Genomic DNA, 18,634 nt, shown 5'->3' with positions numbered 1-18,634 from the left:
ATGTATTAAAGTTTCATTAATTAAAAATCAAGTTTACGCCTAGTGATACGGACCGTGATCTGGGATAGTAATCAAGGTTGTCGATAAATGCTTGTACTCCGGATACTCTCACTTCTGGGTCGTATCCTTTGTAGTCTGTAATCAGGAACAGGTTATTGCCAGCAACATACACACGCGCACGGCTTATTACAGGAACTTTTTTTGTATCGAATGTGTAGCCGAGGCTGGCGCTTTCTAGTCTCAGGAAGGAACTGGATTGAATAGCATAATCAGAAGTTTTTGCCGGGTCTTTAATGCCATTTGTTAAAGCGTCTTCCAGTACGTTACCATTAGTGGTTAACCGGTTTACATTAGCAAAGTTCAAATAAGTACCATTGAAAACTTTACCACCCTGCTGCCCGCGCAGCACCATACTGAAATCAAAGTTCCTATAATTTACAAAGTTACTCCATCCATAGGTAAAATTATTCCAGGGATCAATCCAGGTGCGTTCCTCACTACCGGCATCTTCAGGCACTAACTGTTGTTTTCCGGAGCCATCTACTCCTGTAAAATGGCGTACAAAAAATGAGGCGTAAGAGTGTCCCGTTTGCAGGTAAGAAACGACTTGGTTCAATCCTTGCCCGTTCACAACACCCCAATCCACTCTTGGCGTCTTTAGATCATATTTCGACCCTGCATAGGTAAATGAACCCGTAAGGTCGGTAATACGATTTTTGACGGTACCAAAAATGATGGTAGAGTTCCATTTCCAATCTGAGTTCTGAATAATGCTTCCATTAAGGGTAATATCAACACCCTTATTTGTCATCTCACCAGCATTAGCCAATACTTTATCAAATGGCAACGGCGGAGATGGAATACCATAGTTAAACAGCATATCCTTAGTCTTGGAGTCATAATACTCGATAGTACCATTAAGCCTGTTGTTAAGAATAGCAAAGTCAACGCCTATATTAAACATCTGTCTGCGTTCCCACTGTAAATCCTCATTATTAATTTGTGTAGGCGAATAACCACGGTTAAACTGTCCATTGGCATAAAAGGATCCAACTGGACTGTACAGGAATAAAGAATTATACGGCGCAATAGGTTCCACATTACCGGTTTCACCATATCCCACCCTAAGCTTTAAAGTATTGAAGAACCCGCCATTGTTCATAAACTTCTCCTGGCTAATTACCCAGGAAGCTGCTGCTGAGGGGAAGAAACCCCACTTATTGTTTGCACCCAGCTTTGAGGACCCGTCATAACGACCATTAAGGGTGAAGATGTATTTACCGCCAAAGCTATAATTGACACGTCCTAAGAAGGAAGCCAGCTGGTAGGAGGTTCTAAAGGAACCAGTGCTGATATAGCTGGTACTGGTTACGTTCGCCGCACCCAAATTATAATATAAAAAAGCATCAGTAATATAATTAGATGTTGCAGCCCCACTACTATCTCTAAAATTATCATAGTATTCGTAACCAAGTGTTACATCCAAGTTTTGATCATTAGCAAACGCCTTTTTGTAATTACCCAGCACATTGATCAGCTTATCATCAGCAATGGTATTGGTTCGGCGGGCATTACCAATACCTTGGGTGGTAATTTTACCGTCAGAGTTAAATGAGGCACCTCCATTAAACGAGTTAATAGGATCGTAATGGCCGGCAAAAATATTTCCTCTAACTAAAGACCCAAAAGAGCTTAAAGTAAAGCCTTTAAACATTTCCCAATCCACCTTATATGAAGCATTAATCAGGCTTTCATCTGTTTGATCAGTTATTTGCTTTAAAAAGGCTACAGGGTTTTGGTAAGAGAAGCTAGGTATATTGAAATAAGAACCATCCGCATTTTTTATAGGTAACAACGGACTATAGTTCAAAGCGTAAATAAAAGGGTTCTCTTGGGGCGCCTGTTGACCAACAGTATAGTTCGTAAAGTCCCTGTTCTGGTCAGTATAAGCCAATGTCAAGCCCAAATTGACCTTGTTATTAAACGCCTTTTGATTTAATTGAAGGCGGCCATTTAAAAATTGCCGGTCGGTATTGATAACAATACCCTGTTGGTCAAAATAGGTAACAGAGGCGCGATAACTGGTACTGGCAGTTCCTCCGCCAAAAGCGAGGTTATGGTTATGCGAAAAGGCATTACGTGTAATCTCATCCTGCCAATTCGTGTTAGCGCCTTTATCAATTAATTTAGCAGGATCATTACCATTGGCTAAGTAAGCGCTTTTAAACTCTGGTCCACTAAGCGCAGGTAACTCTTTTGAGAGCCAATCCGTTGATACATAACCATTATACTCTACCTGGGTTTTACCCACCCTACCTTTTTTTGTAGTAATGATTATAACGCCATTTGCTCCTCGAGCACCATAGATAGCAGCTGAGGATGCATCTTTTAAAATATCGACGTTTTCAATATCATTAGGCGCAACAGCATTTATGTCGGCCCCTACGATTCCATCGATCACATATAGCGGATCACCTGTTCCTAATAAGGAGGTTAAACCGCGAACACGGACGGTTGGCGTTGTATTAGGGTCGCCACCAGCTTGTGTAATAACAACACCGGCAGCTTTACCTTGTAATTGTTGCAAAGGACTGGTAATGTTACCTTGGTTAAACTCCGCCGATTTTACCTGCGTCACAGCCCCCGTAACATCTCTGCGCCGGGCCGTACCATACCCTACCACCACTACATCACTAAGTGAAACACTGGCAGTCGTTAGTGTTACATTAACTGATGATTGGCTGGTAACATCAGCTTCTGTTCGATCAAAGCCAACAGATGAAAATACGAGCGTAGTTGTAGTGGCTGGTACCGACAAACTGAAAGTTCCATCGGCAGCCGTTTGAGTTCCTGTGGTGGACCCTTTGGCTGTAACGGATACCCCCTGAATTCCATTTCCATCGCGATCTGTAACTTTTCCGGTAATGTTTTTTTGCTGACTAAAGCATATGAAAGGAGCAATAAAGAGCTGAAGAAAGCAAAAAACTGATTTTAGCTTCCCCATAACAAGCAAGGTTTTGTTAAGAATCATTTCTTATCCTAATTTAAGTATATATACTTATATTAACAAGTAGAATAATGCAAATTGACAGTATTACTACTTGTCTGTCTTTTACATTTATAACGGGAGTAATTAAAGCTGATCAATTGATTGATTTGATAAACCTCATTGACAAACTTTTCAAGCTGCTCTCGTTTATCAGTCTTTATAATGTTTACAATTCGCCAAATCTTATTAACTGCTTAAACCTAAAACTGGACGCAGTAGCATCACCCAACAACATTTGTAGTTTCTGCACCAACCTATAATGCAAGCAAACTCACCGTAAACAACAAACACCAGAATCGTTTCATGCTTTAGCAGTCAACTAATGAAAAACGAAATGTAAAAACGTATAAGGGATTACGTATTATTGGTTACTTCCAAGTGGAGTTTGGAAACGTATCTATAAGGTTAGATTTAAAACATTAAAGTAGAAAGATTACTACAGAAGCGCAAGCTCTACTATGAAAATAACCGTTAGCCGTATACTATAAGCCGTATTTGATAGCAATTGGTTTACAAACTTCGTTTAGACAATACACTTGTTCTTTACTTGCAGAAGTAAGTATATATAACCATAATTGAAATCTAACTGAATGTTTTCCTTAGTTATGCCTCACCAAGGCCTGATCGTAGGTTTATAAATAGAGCTACCCATCATTTTTTAAACACTAACCACTTTACACTAATTTCAATGATTATGGCAAATACGAAACAACCCGAAGTTTGGCTAAGAGGACAACTAGAAGGCATACCCCCACATTTACAGCCAGTGGCACATGCACTTTTACAAGCCAGAGAGGAAATCAATGAATATATGCAGGGCTTTCCAGAATACTTGTTGTGGGAGAAGCCTGCCGGAGTTGCCTCACCAGGCTTTCACTTACAACACCTTACTGGAGTACTCGACCGCTTATTTACATATGCACAAGGCAAGCTCTTAACAGACAATCAATTGCAATACTTAAAAGCAGAAGGTACAGGTAACCAATCTGATACAACCGTTGCGTACTTACTTCAACAATTTAACCAGCAAGTTGATGTGGCCTTAGCCCAATTAAGTCAAACAAACGAAAATGAGTTACTTGAATTTAGAGGTGTCGGTAGAGCGCAATTGCCATCAACAGTCTTTGGCTTATTATTTCACTCGGCAGAACATACCATGCGCCACACTGGACAGCTATTGGTAACGGTAAGAGTGTTGAAACAAACAGTTGAAGAAAAATAAGACCTGTTTTCATAAAAAGAAAAGGCTCTTAGAAAAGAGCCCTCGTCTAATCATCGCCTAAGAAAGCGCTAATACTTTACAAATCGCTTCAGATATTTTTCCCGACCGTTTGTTACCTCAAGTAAATACATACCCGCCGGCATTTTACTATCTAACTCCATGGTAATAGTATTATTACCTTTTTGTAACGTATGGTATTCGTTGATCATTTTTAATCCGGATGAATTGTATATAAAGACAGTATGTTTACCCGTTTCTGTTGCGTTAAAAACAAACCGCAATAAAGAAGAGGTTACCGGGTTTTGCAGTTCACTTATTTTATCACTCGAATTTGATTGATTGGACCTCAAAACATTTGAATAATAAAAGCTCCTGTCCTTTTTTATCACTTTTAGTCGATAAGATGCAGCATCAGACAGGGGCACAGGGTAATAATAATTCTCTTCCCCTTGCTTTAATGTAGCCGATATGGTTCCTATTTGTTTAAATAAAAGGCCATTCAAACTTTGCTCTAATTCAAAGCTACTGGCCAACTCATTGTTTAGTGTAACCCACTCCAAAAAATAGCTTGCCTCTTTTTTACGCCCTGAAAATGACTTTAAACTTAGCGGCAAAACAGTCCCGGCTACAGGATTTGGCACCACCTGCAATTGATCAAAGCATCCTTGAGATGTTTGAGCTATTAATATTATTTGTTGATCAACGGGGGTAAAAGAAATACTAAAAGGGCCATCAGTAACTACATTTTCAACATTGCTAGTTAAAAACACATCATTAGCATCCCATTGTCCTACTACTGTTCCATTGTCTATATAAGCAAAAAGCTGTACAGGAAACAAACTGCTGGTTCCAGAAGTAACATTGTAAACAATAAAAGAGGGATTTCCGTTTGTACCTCTACTTATATGAGCATCAATATTTAATGAAGATGATGAGCCTTGGGGCAGTTGATTGCTTCCATTTGTTTCTTGAGGCGTATGAAATGCCTGAGAACTTGATTTATTCCATGTGCCACAAAAGCCATCACTTTCGCGCATATAGCCATTATCACTGCCTATGTCTTGTATTACGTATTCAGCTACTCCAGTTGAGTAGGAAGTATAATTAACCTCATAACTAACTGCCAAACCATTATTGATAGTTTCAATCTTTAATGCTGGCATATTTGTAATAAATGTTGGTATGAAAGTGTTTCCACCCGTTCCACCTACGAAGGAATTAACTAACACTCCATTTTTGTATAAAAAAGCATTATAACTGGCTCCACTTCCACTGCGCTTACTAAAGAAGTCATTGAATGTAAGCGGAAGTACTTCTTCATCATAATAGGGATTACCATCTGCTAGATTAGCCGTGCTTTGATACCATTTTTTCAAATACCCTCCTGTAGCACCACTTCTAAAAACAGGATCGTTCCAGTTAAAATTAGATTTAGTAACATTATTATTTCCCTGATAACTGAATGGAATTGCAGATGATCCTACAAAGTAGCCCTTATTAGCCACTAATACATTGGGTAGGTCCAAAACATAAAAACCTTGCTCACGATTGTTTTCAAAATAACTTATCAAAGTATAGCCATCCACCGAAATTGGATTCAGATCGACACTCGCATTATATAGCTCAAAAAACTCCTGGTTACTTGCACTCGGATTGGCATAAATTTCATTTAGCACGGCTTGGGCATGGGAAAACAGGGCAGACAAAACTGCAAGTAGAACGGTGGATAGCTTTTTCATCTCTTAGGGTTTGAATGGTGAATCTGCTGCACAGATTCATAGGAGGTATTGGATAAGAAGATGAATGGCTTAAATGAGATAATTGGAACTTTTAGTGTAACAGTAGGCAGTGGTGGCTGCCTACTGTTCATTTATTTTTTTAACAACTTGACTACTTGTCTTTCTACCCCATTGTTTATTTCCAGAATGTAAGTCCCGGCAGGCAAAATATTATTCAACTCAATTGAGTGAGCATTTGTTCCCTTTTGAATAAACATCTTCCTTTCCAGCATTTTTACTCCGGTAGAAGTATAAATAGAAACATTAAAACTGTTTGTAACTGATGAAGTATATGAAAAGTGCAATACTGACTCAACTGGATTCTTTGCTATTAATAGCTGATTATTTCTGTTACCTTCTGATGTTATAATTAACACATTTGAATAGGAAACTCGATTGTCCTTACTTACTGTTTTGATCTTATAATAGGATGTACCGTTCAGAGTTGTTGGATCTGTAAAAGTATAAACCTCCTCTCCAATGGTTTTACTGGCACTAATTGTTCCTAATTCAGAAAAGGATTTGCCGTTTGAACTCCGAAATACCTGAAAATGATCACCGGTTTCATTTGCTGAAACCACCCATTTGAGAAGTGTAGCACTATTTTGGACACTCACTTCAAAGCTTTTTAAAATAACTGGCAATACAATTACTGCGGGGTAATTAATAGTAACAGTGGCAATATTTGATGTTGCGGGCGTATAGCCATTATCCGATAACTGGTATGTAAAAGTTACCGGCCCTCCACTAAATGTAGGTGATGGCGTAAATGTGAATGTACCGTCTACATTCAATACAACAGTTCCCTCCGTAGTAACTGGAGCAGTAATTAGAACCGCTTTCATACTTTCCCCATTGGGTTCATTATCAGAACCACCAACAGTATTGGTGATAACGTTATTAGAAAATGGTGTTAATCCAATTGGAACATAATTATCATTCACAGCAATAGGAGCCAAATTACAAACCGATGAATAATAGGCTGCTGCATTGATAGTGATATCATCCACTATTATCCGTACCGTTCCATTTCCTTGGCTTCCACCCATCTTAAGCACAAGACGATAAATACCCGAACTAGGTGCTGTTACACTAACCGACTGAAATTGTTTGGTGGTCTGATTAAGTGTATTCTTGTCGATTGTTAATGTATTTAAGGATCGATAGACTCCATTACTCCCTTCCAACCCAATTTCTATACTTCGTTTTGCATTTCCATTCAACTCCTCATTTAGTTTATACCAAAACGAAATTGTTAAGCTAGTGGCAGTGACATTTAAATAGGGAGAAAGGTAATCCCTCGTACCGCTATTGTTAACAGGAGGATTTGAATAAAGACTTCCTGTTCCATTAATAATGTCGCTAGCTAGTGTGGTTGTGTAAGAAGTAATAAGAGTAGCGCAACCTGGCACCACCCCTCCTTCAAAGGTTTCTGTGTACGATTGAGCAAGAGTAGGCTTTGTGCATAGCAGGGCAGCCGCAGCCGTTAGCATTAAAAAAGGCTTCATTTCTTAGGGTTTGAATAAAGACGGATTAGTACGTGTGTCTCAAAGAATAGTTGGATGCAGTTAGATGGTTATAACATGGGTTGGATAGTGCCTAGGTTAACGATTGCCTTAACCAGACAGTACGATTCTCAGCAGATAAAAGTGGATATTACAGATAATGCCGTAAAAGACAGGGAAGTCAAGAGAGGGGAACTTATATCAGGTACGGTATTATTTATTAGAATTTCAAAGGAATTGCAGTTAATTATGACTTACTAACACTACAAACATAATAGGGGTTTTTAATTATTGCAAGTACTTACCCTAACATTTTTTCACGATCATATATAGCTATTTTGATAATTGTTTATAACCAATTAACAATCAACGTGGCAAAGCCTCTCAGCTGATTTAAGAAGAAGAAAAAATTTTAGTAAAAAGATTTGAAAGGAAATAATTCAAACAAAATTATAGATAGACAAAAGGTTTATAATTATAAAAGAAAAAAACACTTAGTAGTAAATAGATAATTTATGGAATAAATAGAAAGTATTAACATCACATTTTATTAACAACAATTAATATTCGAATCGTAAATAGGTTGGTTTTTAAAAAATATTTCTTTTACTTAGCAATAGAAATCACCCCATACAACTCTAACCATACTGTCTAACCGTACCCAATTCCTATAAAACACTTAATGCCTCATAGCTTGAATTATGCGCTTAGAATAAAACTCTAACAAGCGTAATGTTCAACGATGTTTACCAATGTCTTAAAGGGAACCAACCAATGACCGTTCTTTTATTTAACCCTTTAAAACGATTAAAATGGCTAAGAGCTTAATGAAATTATTTGTTGCGGGCTTGCTTATGCTTGGCTACTGCATGTTGGTATTTATTCTGATCATGTTTTTTGACAAAATCATTTAATGCAAATTCAATTTATTCACCCGTACCCACTACTTTAAAGTGAAAGCAAGTTTTAAAAAAGCTTTTGCCATGAAGAACATATAAGGATTCTTCTGGCAAAAGCTTTTTTACTATTTAAATTAAAGTCACTCCTGTAGCTAATGAAGCATTTCTAAATATACCAAACGTCTTCCTGAGAAAGAGAAAGTGAAATCGGATCGTCTTTACCTACAGCACAAGCAATCGCCCTTACGGTAATCATTATTTGTTCTAAACGAACATCTATTTCATAGTAGCTCCCAAAGAATCGAACTGCGCTAACGACACCTTTCATTGCGCCCTTTTCTACTACTTTAAAACTTTCGGGCCGTATAAATAAACTCTTGCCCTTTAACGCAATTCCTGGTAGGCTTGCAAATAGTTCTGAAGGGTGAATGATATTATAATTTCCAAGCAGTGCACCGGCATATTCGCTAATAGGCTGCTTATAAATTTGTTGTGGGCTTCCTTCTTGTATAATTCTGCCCTCTTGCATCACCAGTAGTGTGTCTGCCCAAGAAATAGTGTCTAATGGATCATGTGAAACTAGAATACAAGTAACATTCAAGCGATCATGTACATCCTGAATGACTTCTTTTAATACAGCTTTATGGATCATATCCATATTTGAGAAGGGCTCATCGAGCAATAACAACTTTGGAGATTTGATCAGAGCCCTCGCTAAGCCAATGCGCTGCCTTTCTCCACCTGAAAGCTGTTCTGTATCTCTACTTAGAAGATGGGTAATCTGGCATACTTCGTAAATTGAATCAGCCTCTTCAGGGGACAGTCGATTTTCGTAGTTTAAGATATTTTCCACTGTATAAAACCGCGGCAATTCGAATTGCTGTGACAAATACGCTATATACTTATGTCCCGGTATCAATCTTTCGTCTGGACCTAAAACCCTTTGTTCCTCAAATAAAATCTCTCCGGTATCAGGCTGCGCCAAACCAGCAATTGCCTTAAGTAAGGTGCTTTTGCCAGAGCCTGTTTCACCGGCAATGGCAATTTTCTGACCTACTTTTTGCGTAAAGCTAATGTCGTTCATTAGGAACCGACTTTCCGCACTCTTGGATATTCTTGATACACGCAACAAACTCATACTATCAAACAAAAACTAAAATCTTATTTTAAACGAATTGTAAATGCCAATGAAACATGCCTGCTTTCAGCAATATAGTCCATAGTGGCTGGTAAAGATCGTAACCGCTTTTCTATTCCCCGTTTCAATTGTAAATCAAAGTCGCGCAGATTGGCAGGACGATCAAATAGAATTTCAAGAAGAAGGGAATTGTTAGTACCACTCATTTTCATATTTACAAATACTTGTTTAACACTTCCATTTCCAGATAGGAAAAGCAAAGCATCTTTATACAAGAAGAAAATGTCGTGCCTTAACTTCATTTCCAACTCCAGAGCATCCAACTTGTTATCAATAATCAAATCAATAGCAACTCCAGATAACTCTTGAAGCTCACTAGTTATCTTTTTAATGCGCTGAAGTGTATTTGCCATTGAGTCATTGGCCGGGTCAATACTCCACAACATATCATCCATAGCAGCTATGGTATACCTGCTTTTTTCATTGATCTGATCAATAAACTCTTTTGACTGCTCTACATTCTTATCAGCCTTGATCTTGGCCATCTCACTGAGGATATTGATATCGCTCAATGTAATACTGATATCATTATGCAAATTAGAAGCAATCTCATTGCGAACCTGCAATAAAGATCTACGCTTGTTGGTACGCTCCCTATCTACCAATAACCATACACCAATAAAGGTTAAAGCAATCAACCCATAAAACCACCAACTGAGCCAAAATGGCGCTCTGACTACAATTGTAAACTGCGCTATATTCTCATTGGATACACCATCAATGGTTTCAGTTTTTACATAGAAAGTATATTGCCCAGGTGGCAGATAATTATAAAATGCAGTTATAGGCCTATCGGTATGAATCCACTCTTTATCTAAGTTTTCCAACTTATAGTAGTAATGAAGTTTTTGCTGGGTCAAGAAACTCATAGCACTGAAGTCTATACTAATAGAGGTATTGTTATATCTCAATACCACGCGCTTTGCACTCAGTAATGAGTCTACCGATAATGGATAACCAGCGATCTTTATAGAGGTAATAAAAGGCTTTGGAGGCTGTACTTTTGGAGACACTTTAGTTGGATCAAATACCATGAAATTGTGATCGGTAAAAAAGAAGATTCGACCGCCTGATAATTGACGTACACCCGTTTGAATGAATTTATCATAATTAATGCCGTCTCTCCTATCATAGAAGCTGATAATACGCTTTTCAAGATTTAGTCGGCTGATACCATTTGTCATCCCCATCCACACAATTTTATTTCTGTCTTTTTGGACAGATTCCACTGTATTGGAAGGCAACCCCTCTTTAGTTCCTATGAATGTTATCTTATTGGTTCTCTTATTTATGATATTTAAACAACCAGCAGCCACCAATAATGTGGTGTCATTATAGTAAGTAATATCTTTTACAGAATTGATAAAAAGACGTTCGTCGGCTGGTCCATCCGTAGTAAACTTCTTTACAATCTTATTGGTACGTGTACTTACTTTAAATAATCCATTTTGTGCAGTCCCTACCCATATATAACCCTGATAGTCATAGTGAACTTTACGTATGATACCCAAATTTTCCAATACTATACGATACCCTTTTTGCTGATTGCCACCTGCGCTCTTATAATCCCATTTAATTAAACGCCCGGCTTGCGTACCAAACCACATATTCCCAGAGGTATCTTCCGTTATTTGGCGAATAGTTGACTTATTAAATACAGAATCTTGTACGGTAGTAACTGTGTTTGTTTTTGGGTGAAATACATCAATCCGCCCTTCTTCTTGTGTAATCCACAAATCACCTGTTAGCACTTGCTCCTGCATATCGGCTACGGACAATGATCGGCCCCTGGCTTTTAATACCGGGGGCAAAGCAATAGGATTTAAGTTTTTGTCATAACTGTATATCCCGCCCCGCCAGGTACCAACAAAAATTCTATCATCTACTGTTTCTGCAATAGCTTGTACCAGATCATAACTAGCTGGCTCGCCAGGACGAATCAAATCATAGTTTGAAAAAACCTGGGCGTCTGGATTAAAAAGTAGTACCCCATTATCAGTAGCTACCCAAATATTGTTTTCTCGATCTTCAAAAGCTTGTGCTATCCTGTTGAAGTATCCATTTTGCTGACTTTCTGCACCTTTCACTACAGGTCTGAAAAAGTTGCTTTTATTATCCCACTCCGCCAAAAATGGCATTCCATATAACCAGATACGCCCACTTCGTTGCAATAAAAAGCCATCAGTGTGTATGTGCCAAACGCCAATATGATCGGCTAATGATGAAACAGAAAACTGCCTAGATTGGGGATTGTAATAAAAAAAGCGAGGTGCAATGGAGGACTTTTCTTGAATAATGCCTAAAATTCGTCCTGCGGGATCAATTGTCAGATCAGTTAGGCCCCTGGCATCACTGAGACTATTTATTACTGGGTCATTATCATAATTATGCCCCCTGTAATTTAATCGCATCGTTGCTGGATCTAACTGCACAATACCTGAATCGGCACTGATCCAGAACTTCCTGATTGAAGCATCCCATGTTACATGGCTAAACTTCCATCCCTTAGGCATCGGCAACTTATTATTTGCCAATGAAAATTGGTTACTGGTTTCAGAATAAAGAAATACATCCCCACTATTTGCCAGCAATAACAACTCTCCTTTGGGCAACTCTACAAACTGTTGATAGGAATTAGGGACCACATTCTTAGGCAGCTCAGCTTTCCTAAATACAAACTTTTTAGTATCAAATACGCCAATGGTATGATCCTCCCCTTCTAACCACAAGCGATTCTTTTGATCAGTAAATAACGAAACAATGTTAGTTGATGGAATAGCGGAAGTGTTACCCTCAGTAGACTTAAACGTTAAAAACGTATTTCCATCATATCGCTGCAAACCATGGGTAGTAGCTATCCAAATATACCCTTCTCTATCCTGTACGATAGCATTAGCAGAGTTGGAAACCAGCCCATTTAAAGTGGAAAAATGCTTAAATGAATATTGCCTGGCCTGCTGCCCAAGTAGTGTTAATGGAACAGCAATGAATAATAATAGCGCCAGATAAATGTTTCGCAAAGCAGTTTTATTAAGTAACAAAAGTAATTAACCTCTGCTGGTATAAAGCTTTATTCCGCTACAAATCATGAACTTAGAACAAAAACAATAAAGACAATACAAACCAGAGCATTAAAAAATAGATGAATATATTGCATTTGAATAAAAAAGCCATCGGGCGATCCGATGGCTTTACCTATAAATACATTTCTTATTACGCTATTGTTCAGCTATTTAGTTAACATAAGTACCTGTGGTTAAGAAACGGCCGTCTTTTTTATCCATTTGACGTCCAATTACTGCGCCACCGCCAGCTCCAATAACACCACCGATCACAGCACCTACCGCACGATTCTTTTTATTTAGAATGGCACCAGCCGCCGCACCTGTCACACCACCTATTACAGCCCCTTTAGCCGTTTTACTCCAGCCTTTCTTTTCTTCCGTTTTTGCTATATCTCCTGCTCCAGCACTCTCTGCACCGTCGCCATTACCTGTAGCTACGGTAGAGCCAGGTGCACCACTTGAACTAGTGTTATCACTAGGGGTAGGTGCAGGTAAAGGAGATTCCGGCTTAGGAGCACTAGCTACACTTTTAGCAGGTTTTCTTACATGAGCTACCGCTGCTTTTTTAACAGGTGTGGCCGCCATTTGGATCTCCTGAACCGGTTGTTCCACTGCCGCTAGCTCGTTTAAAGCTTTCATGTTTTGAAACGCCGCAAATCCAGTAGTATCCAATGTATTGGTTGGCGCTTGCTGCACATTAGCCGAAGGGTTAGCTTCTGCTATTTTATCAGCATTCGCGTTACAAGCTGCTAATCCTACTGCTATACTTAAAATGGGTAGAAGTCTTTTCATAGTATTTCTTTTTAGTTTACAGACCCCGTTTATTCGGTAATCTATATATCAGACCAGCCATGGAAAGAAAAGTTTGCCTACCGGTTGTTAAAGAATATTCAAAAGCTTTTGCAGTATTAAAGTGAAACACATAAAAAAGCCCTGTCTTTACAAGGCTTTAACGATCTAGCTATGTTTAATTAACATTAATAATCAAACAAAAGTTAATTAGCGCCTACCCGATTTATTTCTTCTAAAGCCCCACTCTTTCTTGCACTTGCAGCTGTTTTTCCAAATCGGTACATAAACGCTATGGTAAAACTGCTCATATCCTGTCGTTGCTTCATATGCACATTCAGCGTATTGAAATTAATATCAAAACGATTGTACTGTGTATGGAAAATATCCCTGGCAGCTACTCGTACGCTACCCTTTCCACCTAAAACCTGCTTGGCTACGCCTGCATTCACAAAATGCACTCCTTTATCCAGAAATAAAGCCGTGTAATAATTCTTGTGGAAATAACTGCTACTTAATTCTGCTGACCAGCCCTTATTAAAACGAAATTGGTTGTTCAAATTGAAATTGAACGAATAGGCCTCGTTATTCAATACAGCATTATTGAACCGTCCTTTAAATGAGGTATATAAGGTATTGCCAAATATAGTAGAAGACCAGCGTTTACTTACAGGAATTACAAGTGTACTATTCAAAGAAAATACGGTACGTTGGGTCATATTTATCTTCTGTTGATAGGCTATTCTTGTTACATCATTCTGAATGATGGCATTACCAATAACATCGTTTGTGTAGCTATAACTAGCTTTTACATTGAAGTTAGTCTTAAATGCATAGCAAGCTTCTATCAGATTCGTATACTGCGGCATCAGTCCAGGATTACCCTGCATATAGGTATACCGGTTAAATACAAACTGGAAGGGGTTCATATCCTGATAATCAGGTCTGTCAATACGACGGCTATAGTATAGGCTTAATACCTGCCCTTTTCCTTTCTCGTAATTAACAGATAAACTGGGGAAGAGATCAAAGTAATGACTACTTCTTGTATCTGTTGTACCAGATGCTTGTGCCTGTATGTCGGTAGCTTCTGCTCGCAAGCCAGCTAACACTTTCCAACGTTTATCATTCATAGAAAGGTTCAAATAGGCAGCGCTTATTTTTTCTGCATAGGCAAAATCGCGCCCCCTTTCGTCTGGCTCCCATGTACCATTAATCTCCTTTACAAACACGGCTGTATTTTCTGTAGTAACAGCACTATACTTTAGTCCAGTCTCAACTTTCCACCTTTTTGAAAACGGGTGAACATAATCCATCTTCCCTGCTGCAATCTGTATAAAAGAGGGATTATATCCTTTTAAATGGTAAGGTACATCTGTTCGATTTCCATCTTCATCTAACTGCTCACTCAATAATGACTGGTTATTTTTCCTGTTATAACTAAAAAAATCCCCATCAATAGAAAGCTCTCTTCCCGTTGAATCAAGGATTGTACGAAAATTAGCCCCTATTGAATAATTGGTACGCCGGATAGAATTAATGCCAGAAGATTGGTCAAAATGCTTGCTATTGCCTTCTTCACTTGCCCCATTTGTTTCCGGAGCATCTTTATAGCTGCTTAAAAACAAAGTGTTATTTAATGAAAGAGAAGTCCTTTTATTAAAAGCATAATCAACATTCAAACGTAGGTTATGAGGAACTTGCGTGAAAGGATTTAAAGTATGTTGCTCAAAATAATCCGTTTTATTATTTGAACTATTTGCGAACTTCCTTTTAATGGTAAGATCATAAAACCCTTTATTATAGGCACCAGTATAGCCCAAAGAAAGTACTGCTTTACCTACTCGCTGATCTATTGCTATACTCTGGTTTAAACGCGTGTATCTGCCCTGAGTAATTGAAGTTGTCATATTCCCATTAAATGCGGCTGTCTTAGATCGTTTCAGCTTAATATTGATAACACCTGCATTACCCGTAGCATCATACCGGGCAGAGGGCTGTGTGATCAACTCAATCTGGTCAACTTGAGCGGAAGAGAGACTTCTTAATAGTGCTGCTAATTCAGCTGCGTTCAACGGGCTCCGCTTTCCATCAATCATAACCATTACACCTTGCTTCCCTTGCATACTAATTACCCCATCCTGATCTATGGCAATACCCGGCGACTTTTCCAACAACTCCAACACATTGGTTCCAGCATTGGAAGCTGCCGCTTCTACATTAACCACCATTCGATCTGTGCGAACCTCTATATTTCTGCGACCTGCCTTTACTTCAACAGCTGAAAGGTTTTGATAACTTTCTTTTAGAATAATTTCTACAGGCTTCCCCGTTGATGCACTTTGCTGAGTATAGGTTTCATAACCAGTCATGGTAACTTTTATGAGTACCTGGTTACACTGGTTTTTAATTTCAAAACTTCCATCTGTTAAGGAAAAAAGGGTTTGCACCTTTGAAGAATCGGAAACTTCAACTACTTGTATGCTTGCACCAGCCACTGGATTGCCAGCTTTGTTTTTCACCCATCCGTTTACTAAACAAGAAACTGCGCGTTCCTGAGCGCTGATTGGTTGAATAACAATAATAGCAGCCAGAAACAGGAAACTAAGAATTCGTTTACACATCAGTTTTGGTATTAGATGTGTAAAACTAGAAAGGCTTTAAGGCGAAGAGGATACTGAATCGCTAAAGTGCAGATACTGGCGATAAAATGCAGTAAAGTAACTCGTAGGTAAGCAATTTCCTCCCATCGGAATTTACCTTTATTAGTAAATGAGCTTTTTAATATTATCAGCGTATGTTCTACTGATCTTCAATACAACCTTGTTTTTTAAGACCAGGTGCATACCATTTACATCCCGGTGAACTTCATGAATAAAGTTCACGTTAATGATAAAAGATCGGTGCACACGCATAAATAATGACGGGTTCAATTTTTGTTCAACAACGCCAATACCATAACTACTCAAGTACTTAGTCTTTTCCGTATAGATCTGCGTATAGTCTTTTACTGCTTCCAGGTAAATAATATCGTTAACATCCAGGCTAATTAACTTATTGCCATGTTCTACTAATATCTTTTCAGAAAAGCCGGGCAATGCAGGATTTGCTGTTTCAGTTAATAAAGAAATCGATGGCCAATGGTCTTTTTGTTGCAGTAACAGCTTTGATACGGCTTGATTAAAACGCTGTCGGGTGTACGGTTTTAATAAGTAATCAATGGCATTAAGATCAAAAGCTTTTATGGCAAATTGATCATAAGCTGTAGTAAAAATGATCTGGGGTATATGTACTATTTGCTTTAATACCTGAAAGCCACTTAACCCGGGCATTTGTATATCCAGGAATACAATATCAGGCTCCAAACGGTTAATAGCCGACACCGCTTCTATCCCATTCTCACATTCGGCTACCACTTCCAATTCTTTAAAGTTGGCTATGTACTGTTTGATCAGCACACGTGCCGCTTCTTCGTCATCAATAATGATTACCCTTTTTGTCATATTAATTGATAGGTATGAGGAATGAAAAGTAAAGGCCGCTGGGAACATTATCTTCTATCTGAATTTTCTCCCGGTAGTGATGCCACAGTCGCGAAGAGGTATTTTTTAAACCTATACCTTCAAAATCCTTGTCATAAAAAGAAGCCAGCCGCCCTACGCCTGTATCACTAATAGCAATGCGTACATTTGTGCCTTCTTTTTTACAAGCTAGTTTTATTACACCACCTTTTACAGAAGGCGCAATACCATGCTTAATGGCGTTTTCAACAATTGGCTGCAATAGCATAGGCGGTATCATTACATCCATAACACGATCATCAATATCAAACTGTACTTCCAGCCGCTTTTTAAAACGGTATTGCTCCAGCTCCAGGCAGTTTTGAATAAAGGAGATTTCTTCTTGTAAGGGCACCAGGTCCAATTGACTAGACTTCAATGAAAAGCGAAACGTATCGGCCAGTTTAGCTATTAACTCCCGCGTCTCTTCCTGATCTGGCGGTACGGAAGCACTGATGGAATTAAGCGTATTAAAAAGGAAATGCGGTTGAATCTGCGCCTTTAATGCATTGACCTCACTATGAAAGGCCAGCTGCAATAACTCTTTTTCTTTTTGGAGTTGCTGCTGCGATTGCTTCCAGAAATGGTAAGCGTGAAAGATCCCAAATTGAATCAGGTAAAAGACCATAGGAAGGTAATAGTCAAACCACACGGACGTTTTGGAATCCATCTTATAAAATCGTGTATAGCCCACCCAATCAGAGGATGCCTTGTGTAATGCACCCCAAGCCAACACAAAGAGGGGCAAGCCTAAAACATGCAGCAATAACTTATACAAGATGGACTTCTGTTGCAACTTATTGAATACAACATACCAGATTGGTAATGTAAGAAGGGCTTTAATTATAAAGTCAAATATCACATACCACCCTGTAAATTCTGAAGAATAGACGTGCTGTGCTTTTGAATATGTAGTAAGGTAAAGCGCCAGGTAAAAGACAGCTTCAAAGGCAATATAGAAAAGAAAACAAAGGAGTATTTCCAATTCTGTAATATTACCTATGACTCTTTTAGACAAGAAGCTTGGCTGGTTCATTCTATCTACTTCACAGTTAATTTGGTTAATCCGTATACTTTTGCAATTACACGATACTACATTTACATAGCAAAAGGTGAATCGCAGTTAGCAACATCATAAGCTTGCTAACACAATTTATTTGCTGCAATGTAGAAAATAATAAATAGGAAACGAACCCTTATCGACAAATTACCGCATTCGTCGATTAAGTTCACGAATAAACAATAGAACGACCAAGGAGTTTCTTTTAATCATCTTTACAACCAGGTGCTAGAAGTAGATACCAACCGGTTTTTTGCGCTCATATTCATCCCTAAGCATTTGCACCTGCTTTTCAAACTCTTGATGATCAGTAAATAGCTTTAAAGGTAATGTGGGGATTTCGGCTTCTATTTGAGGCTCCGTAATATCTAATTCCTCAATAGCTGCAGTTAAGGTTAATTCAGGTGATCTCATGATTACAATTTTGCAAATCTTATACCACTGCAGCTTCAATAAAATGGCTCTATTCTCTCTGCAATCAGGAGATTAGGGTTACGCATGCAGAAGGG

The 18,634-nt window shown here is 38.5% G+C and carries 11 protein-coding genes; 1 reads left to right on the top strand and 10 read right to left on the bottom strand.

Going from position 1 to position 18,634, the window contains the following annotated elements:
• Positions 1 to 16: 16 nt before the first annotated feature.
• Positions 17 to 3,004 carry a SusC/RagA family TonB-linked outer membrane protein gene (locus SY85_RS00305; protein WP_158512916.1) on the bottom strand — a complete coding sequence of 996 codons (2,988 nt, stop codon included), beginning with the start codon at positions 3,002 to 3,004 and terminating at the stop codon, positions 17 to 19.
• A 739-nt stretch (positions 3,005 to 3,743) separates the two neighbouring features.
• On the opposite strand from SY85_RS00305, the gene SY85_RS00300 reads away from it, so the two are divergent.
• A complete protein-coding gene (locus tag SY85_RS00300; RefSeq protein WP_066409157.1) occupies positions 3,744 to 4,271 on the top strand; it encodes a DinB family protein in 528 nt (175 codons plus the stop codon).
• 68 nt (positions 4,272 to 4,339) lie between these two features.
• On the opposite strand, the gene SY85_RS00295 is transcribed toward SY85_RS00300, so the two are convergent.
• The 9 genes from SY85_RS00295 to SY85_RS00250 form a co-directional block, all read right to left on the bottom strand.
• A complete protein-coding gene (locus SY85_RS00295) occupies positions 4,340 to 6,010 on the bottom strand; it encodes a T9SS type A sorting domain-containing protein (protein WP_066401221.1) in 1,671 nt (556 codons plus the stop codon).
• Between the two features lie 131 nt (positions 6,011 to 6,141).
• The gene (locus tag SY85_RS00290) at positions 6,142 to 7,557 is read right to left on the bottom strand and encodes an Ig-like domain-containing protein (RefSeq protein ID WP_066401219.1); all 1,416 of its coding nucleotides are present in this window, start codon (positions 7,555 to 7,557) and stop codon (positions 6,142 to 6,144) included.
• A gap of 1,062 nt (positions 7,558 to 8,619) precedes the next feature.
• Positions 8,620 to 9,537 carry an ABC transporter ATP-binding protein gene (locus tag SY85_RS00280; RefSeq protein ID WP_226998955.1) on the bottom strand — a complete coding sequence of 306 codons (918 nt, stop codon included), beginning with the start codon at positions 9,535 to 9,537 and terminating at the stop codon, positions 8,620 to 8,622.
• Positions 9,538 to 9,614: 77 nt separating this feature from the next.
• Positions 9,615 to 12,671, bottom strand: coding sequence for a ligand-binding sensor domain-containing protein (locus SY85_RS00275; RefSeq protein ID WP_158512915.1), 3,057 nt, complete (start codon positions 12,669 to 12,671; stop codon positions 9,615 to 9,617).
• 213 nt (positions 12,672 to 12,884) lie between these two features.
• Entirely contained in the window at positions 12,885 to 13,508 is a 624-nt protein-coding gene (locus SY85_RS00270) for a glycine zipper domain-containing protein (protein WP_066401211.1), read from the bottom strand.
• Between the two features lie 203 nt (positions 13,509 to 13,711).
• A complete protein-coding gene (locus tag SY85_RS00265) occupies positions 13,712 to 16,129 on the bottom strand; it encodes a TonB-dependent receptor (RefSeq protein ID WP_066401205.1) in 2,418 nt (805 codons plus the stop codon).
• 141 nt (positions 16,130 to 16,270) lie between these two features.
• On the bottom strand, positions 16,271 to 17,008 hold the full coding sequence (locus SY85_RS00260) for a LytR/AlgR family response regulator transcription factor (RefSeq protein ID WP_066401196.1): 738 nt from the start codon (positions 17,006 to 17,008) through the stop codon (positions 16,271 to 16,273).
• Position 17,009: 1 nt separating this feature from the next.
• Positions 17,010 to 18,101, bottom strand: coding sequence for a sensor histidine kinase (locus SY85_RS00255; RefSeq protein ID WP_066401194.1), 1,092 nt, complete (start codon positions 18,099 to 18,101; stop codon positions 17,010 to 17,012).
• A 252-nt stretch (positions 18,102 to 18,353) separates the two neighbouring features.
• Complete coding sequence (locus SY85_RS00250; protein WP_066401193.1) at positions 18,354 to 18,539, bottom strand: hypothetical protein; 186 nt, start codon at positions 18,537 to 18,539, stop codon at positions 18,354 to 18,356.
• Positions 18,540 to 18,634: the final 95 nt, after the last annotated feature.

Origin of the sequence: Flavisolibacter tropicus, assembly GCF_001644645.1 — a bacterium.
Taxonomy (GTDB): Bacteria; Bacteroidota; Bacteroidia; order Chitinophagales; family Chitinophagaceae; genus Flavisolibacter; species Flavisolibacter tropicus.
Note: the sequence above shows the minus strand (reverse complement) of the source record. Positions and strands in the feature narration are given on the sequence as shown.

Bases quoted from the DNA above. Each gene is read 5' to 3' on its own strand.
- SY85_RS00305 (WP_158512916.1), bottom strand. From the start codon at position 3,004: ATGGGGAAGCTAAAATCAGTTTTTTGCTTTCTTCAGCTCTTTATTGCT.
- SY85_RS00260 (WP_066401196.1), bottom strand. From the start codon at position 17,008: ATGACAAAAAGGGTAATCATTATTGATGACGAAGAAGCGGCACGTGTG.
- SY85_RS00270 (WP_066401211.1), bottom strand. From the start codon at position 13,508: ATGAAAAGACTTCTACCCATTTTAAGTATAGCAGTAGGATTAGCAGCT.
- SY85_RS00280 (WP_226998955.1), bottom strand. From the start codon at position 9,537: ATGAACGACATTAGCTTTACGCAAAAAGTAGGTCAGAAAATTGCCATT.
- SY85_RS00250 (WP_066401193.1), bottom strand. From the start codon at position 18,539: ATGAGATCACCTGAATTAACCTTAACTGCAGCTATTGAGGAATTAGAT.
- SY85_RS00290 (WP_066401219.1), bottom strand. From the start codon at position 7,557: ATGAAGCCTTTTTTAATGCTAACGGCTGCGGCTGCCCTGCTATGCACA.
- SY85_RS00255 (WP_066401194.1), bottom strand. From the start codon at position 18,101: ATGAACCAGCCAAGCTTCTTGTCTAAAAGAGTCATAGGTAATATTACA.
- SY85_RS00265 (WP_066401205.1), bottom strand. From the start codon at position 16,129: ATGTGTAAACGAATTCTTAGTTTCCTGTTTCTGGCTGCTATTATTGTT.
- SY85_RS00295 (WP_066401221.1), bottom strand. From the start codon at position 6,010: ATGAAAAAGCTATCCACCGTTCTACTTGCAGTTTTGTCTGCCCTGTTT.
- SY85_RS00300 (WP_066409157.1), top strand. From the start codon at position 3,744: ATGGCAAATACGAAACAACCCGAAGTTTGGCTAAGAGGACAACTAGAA.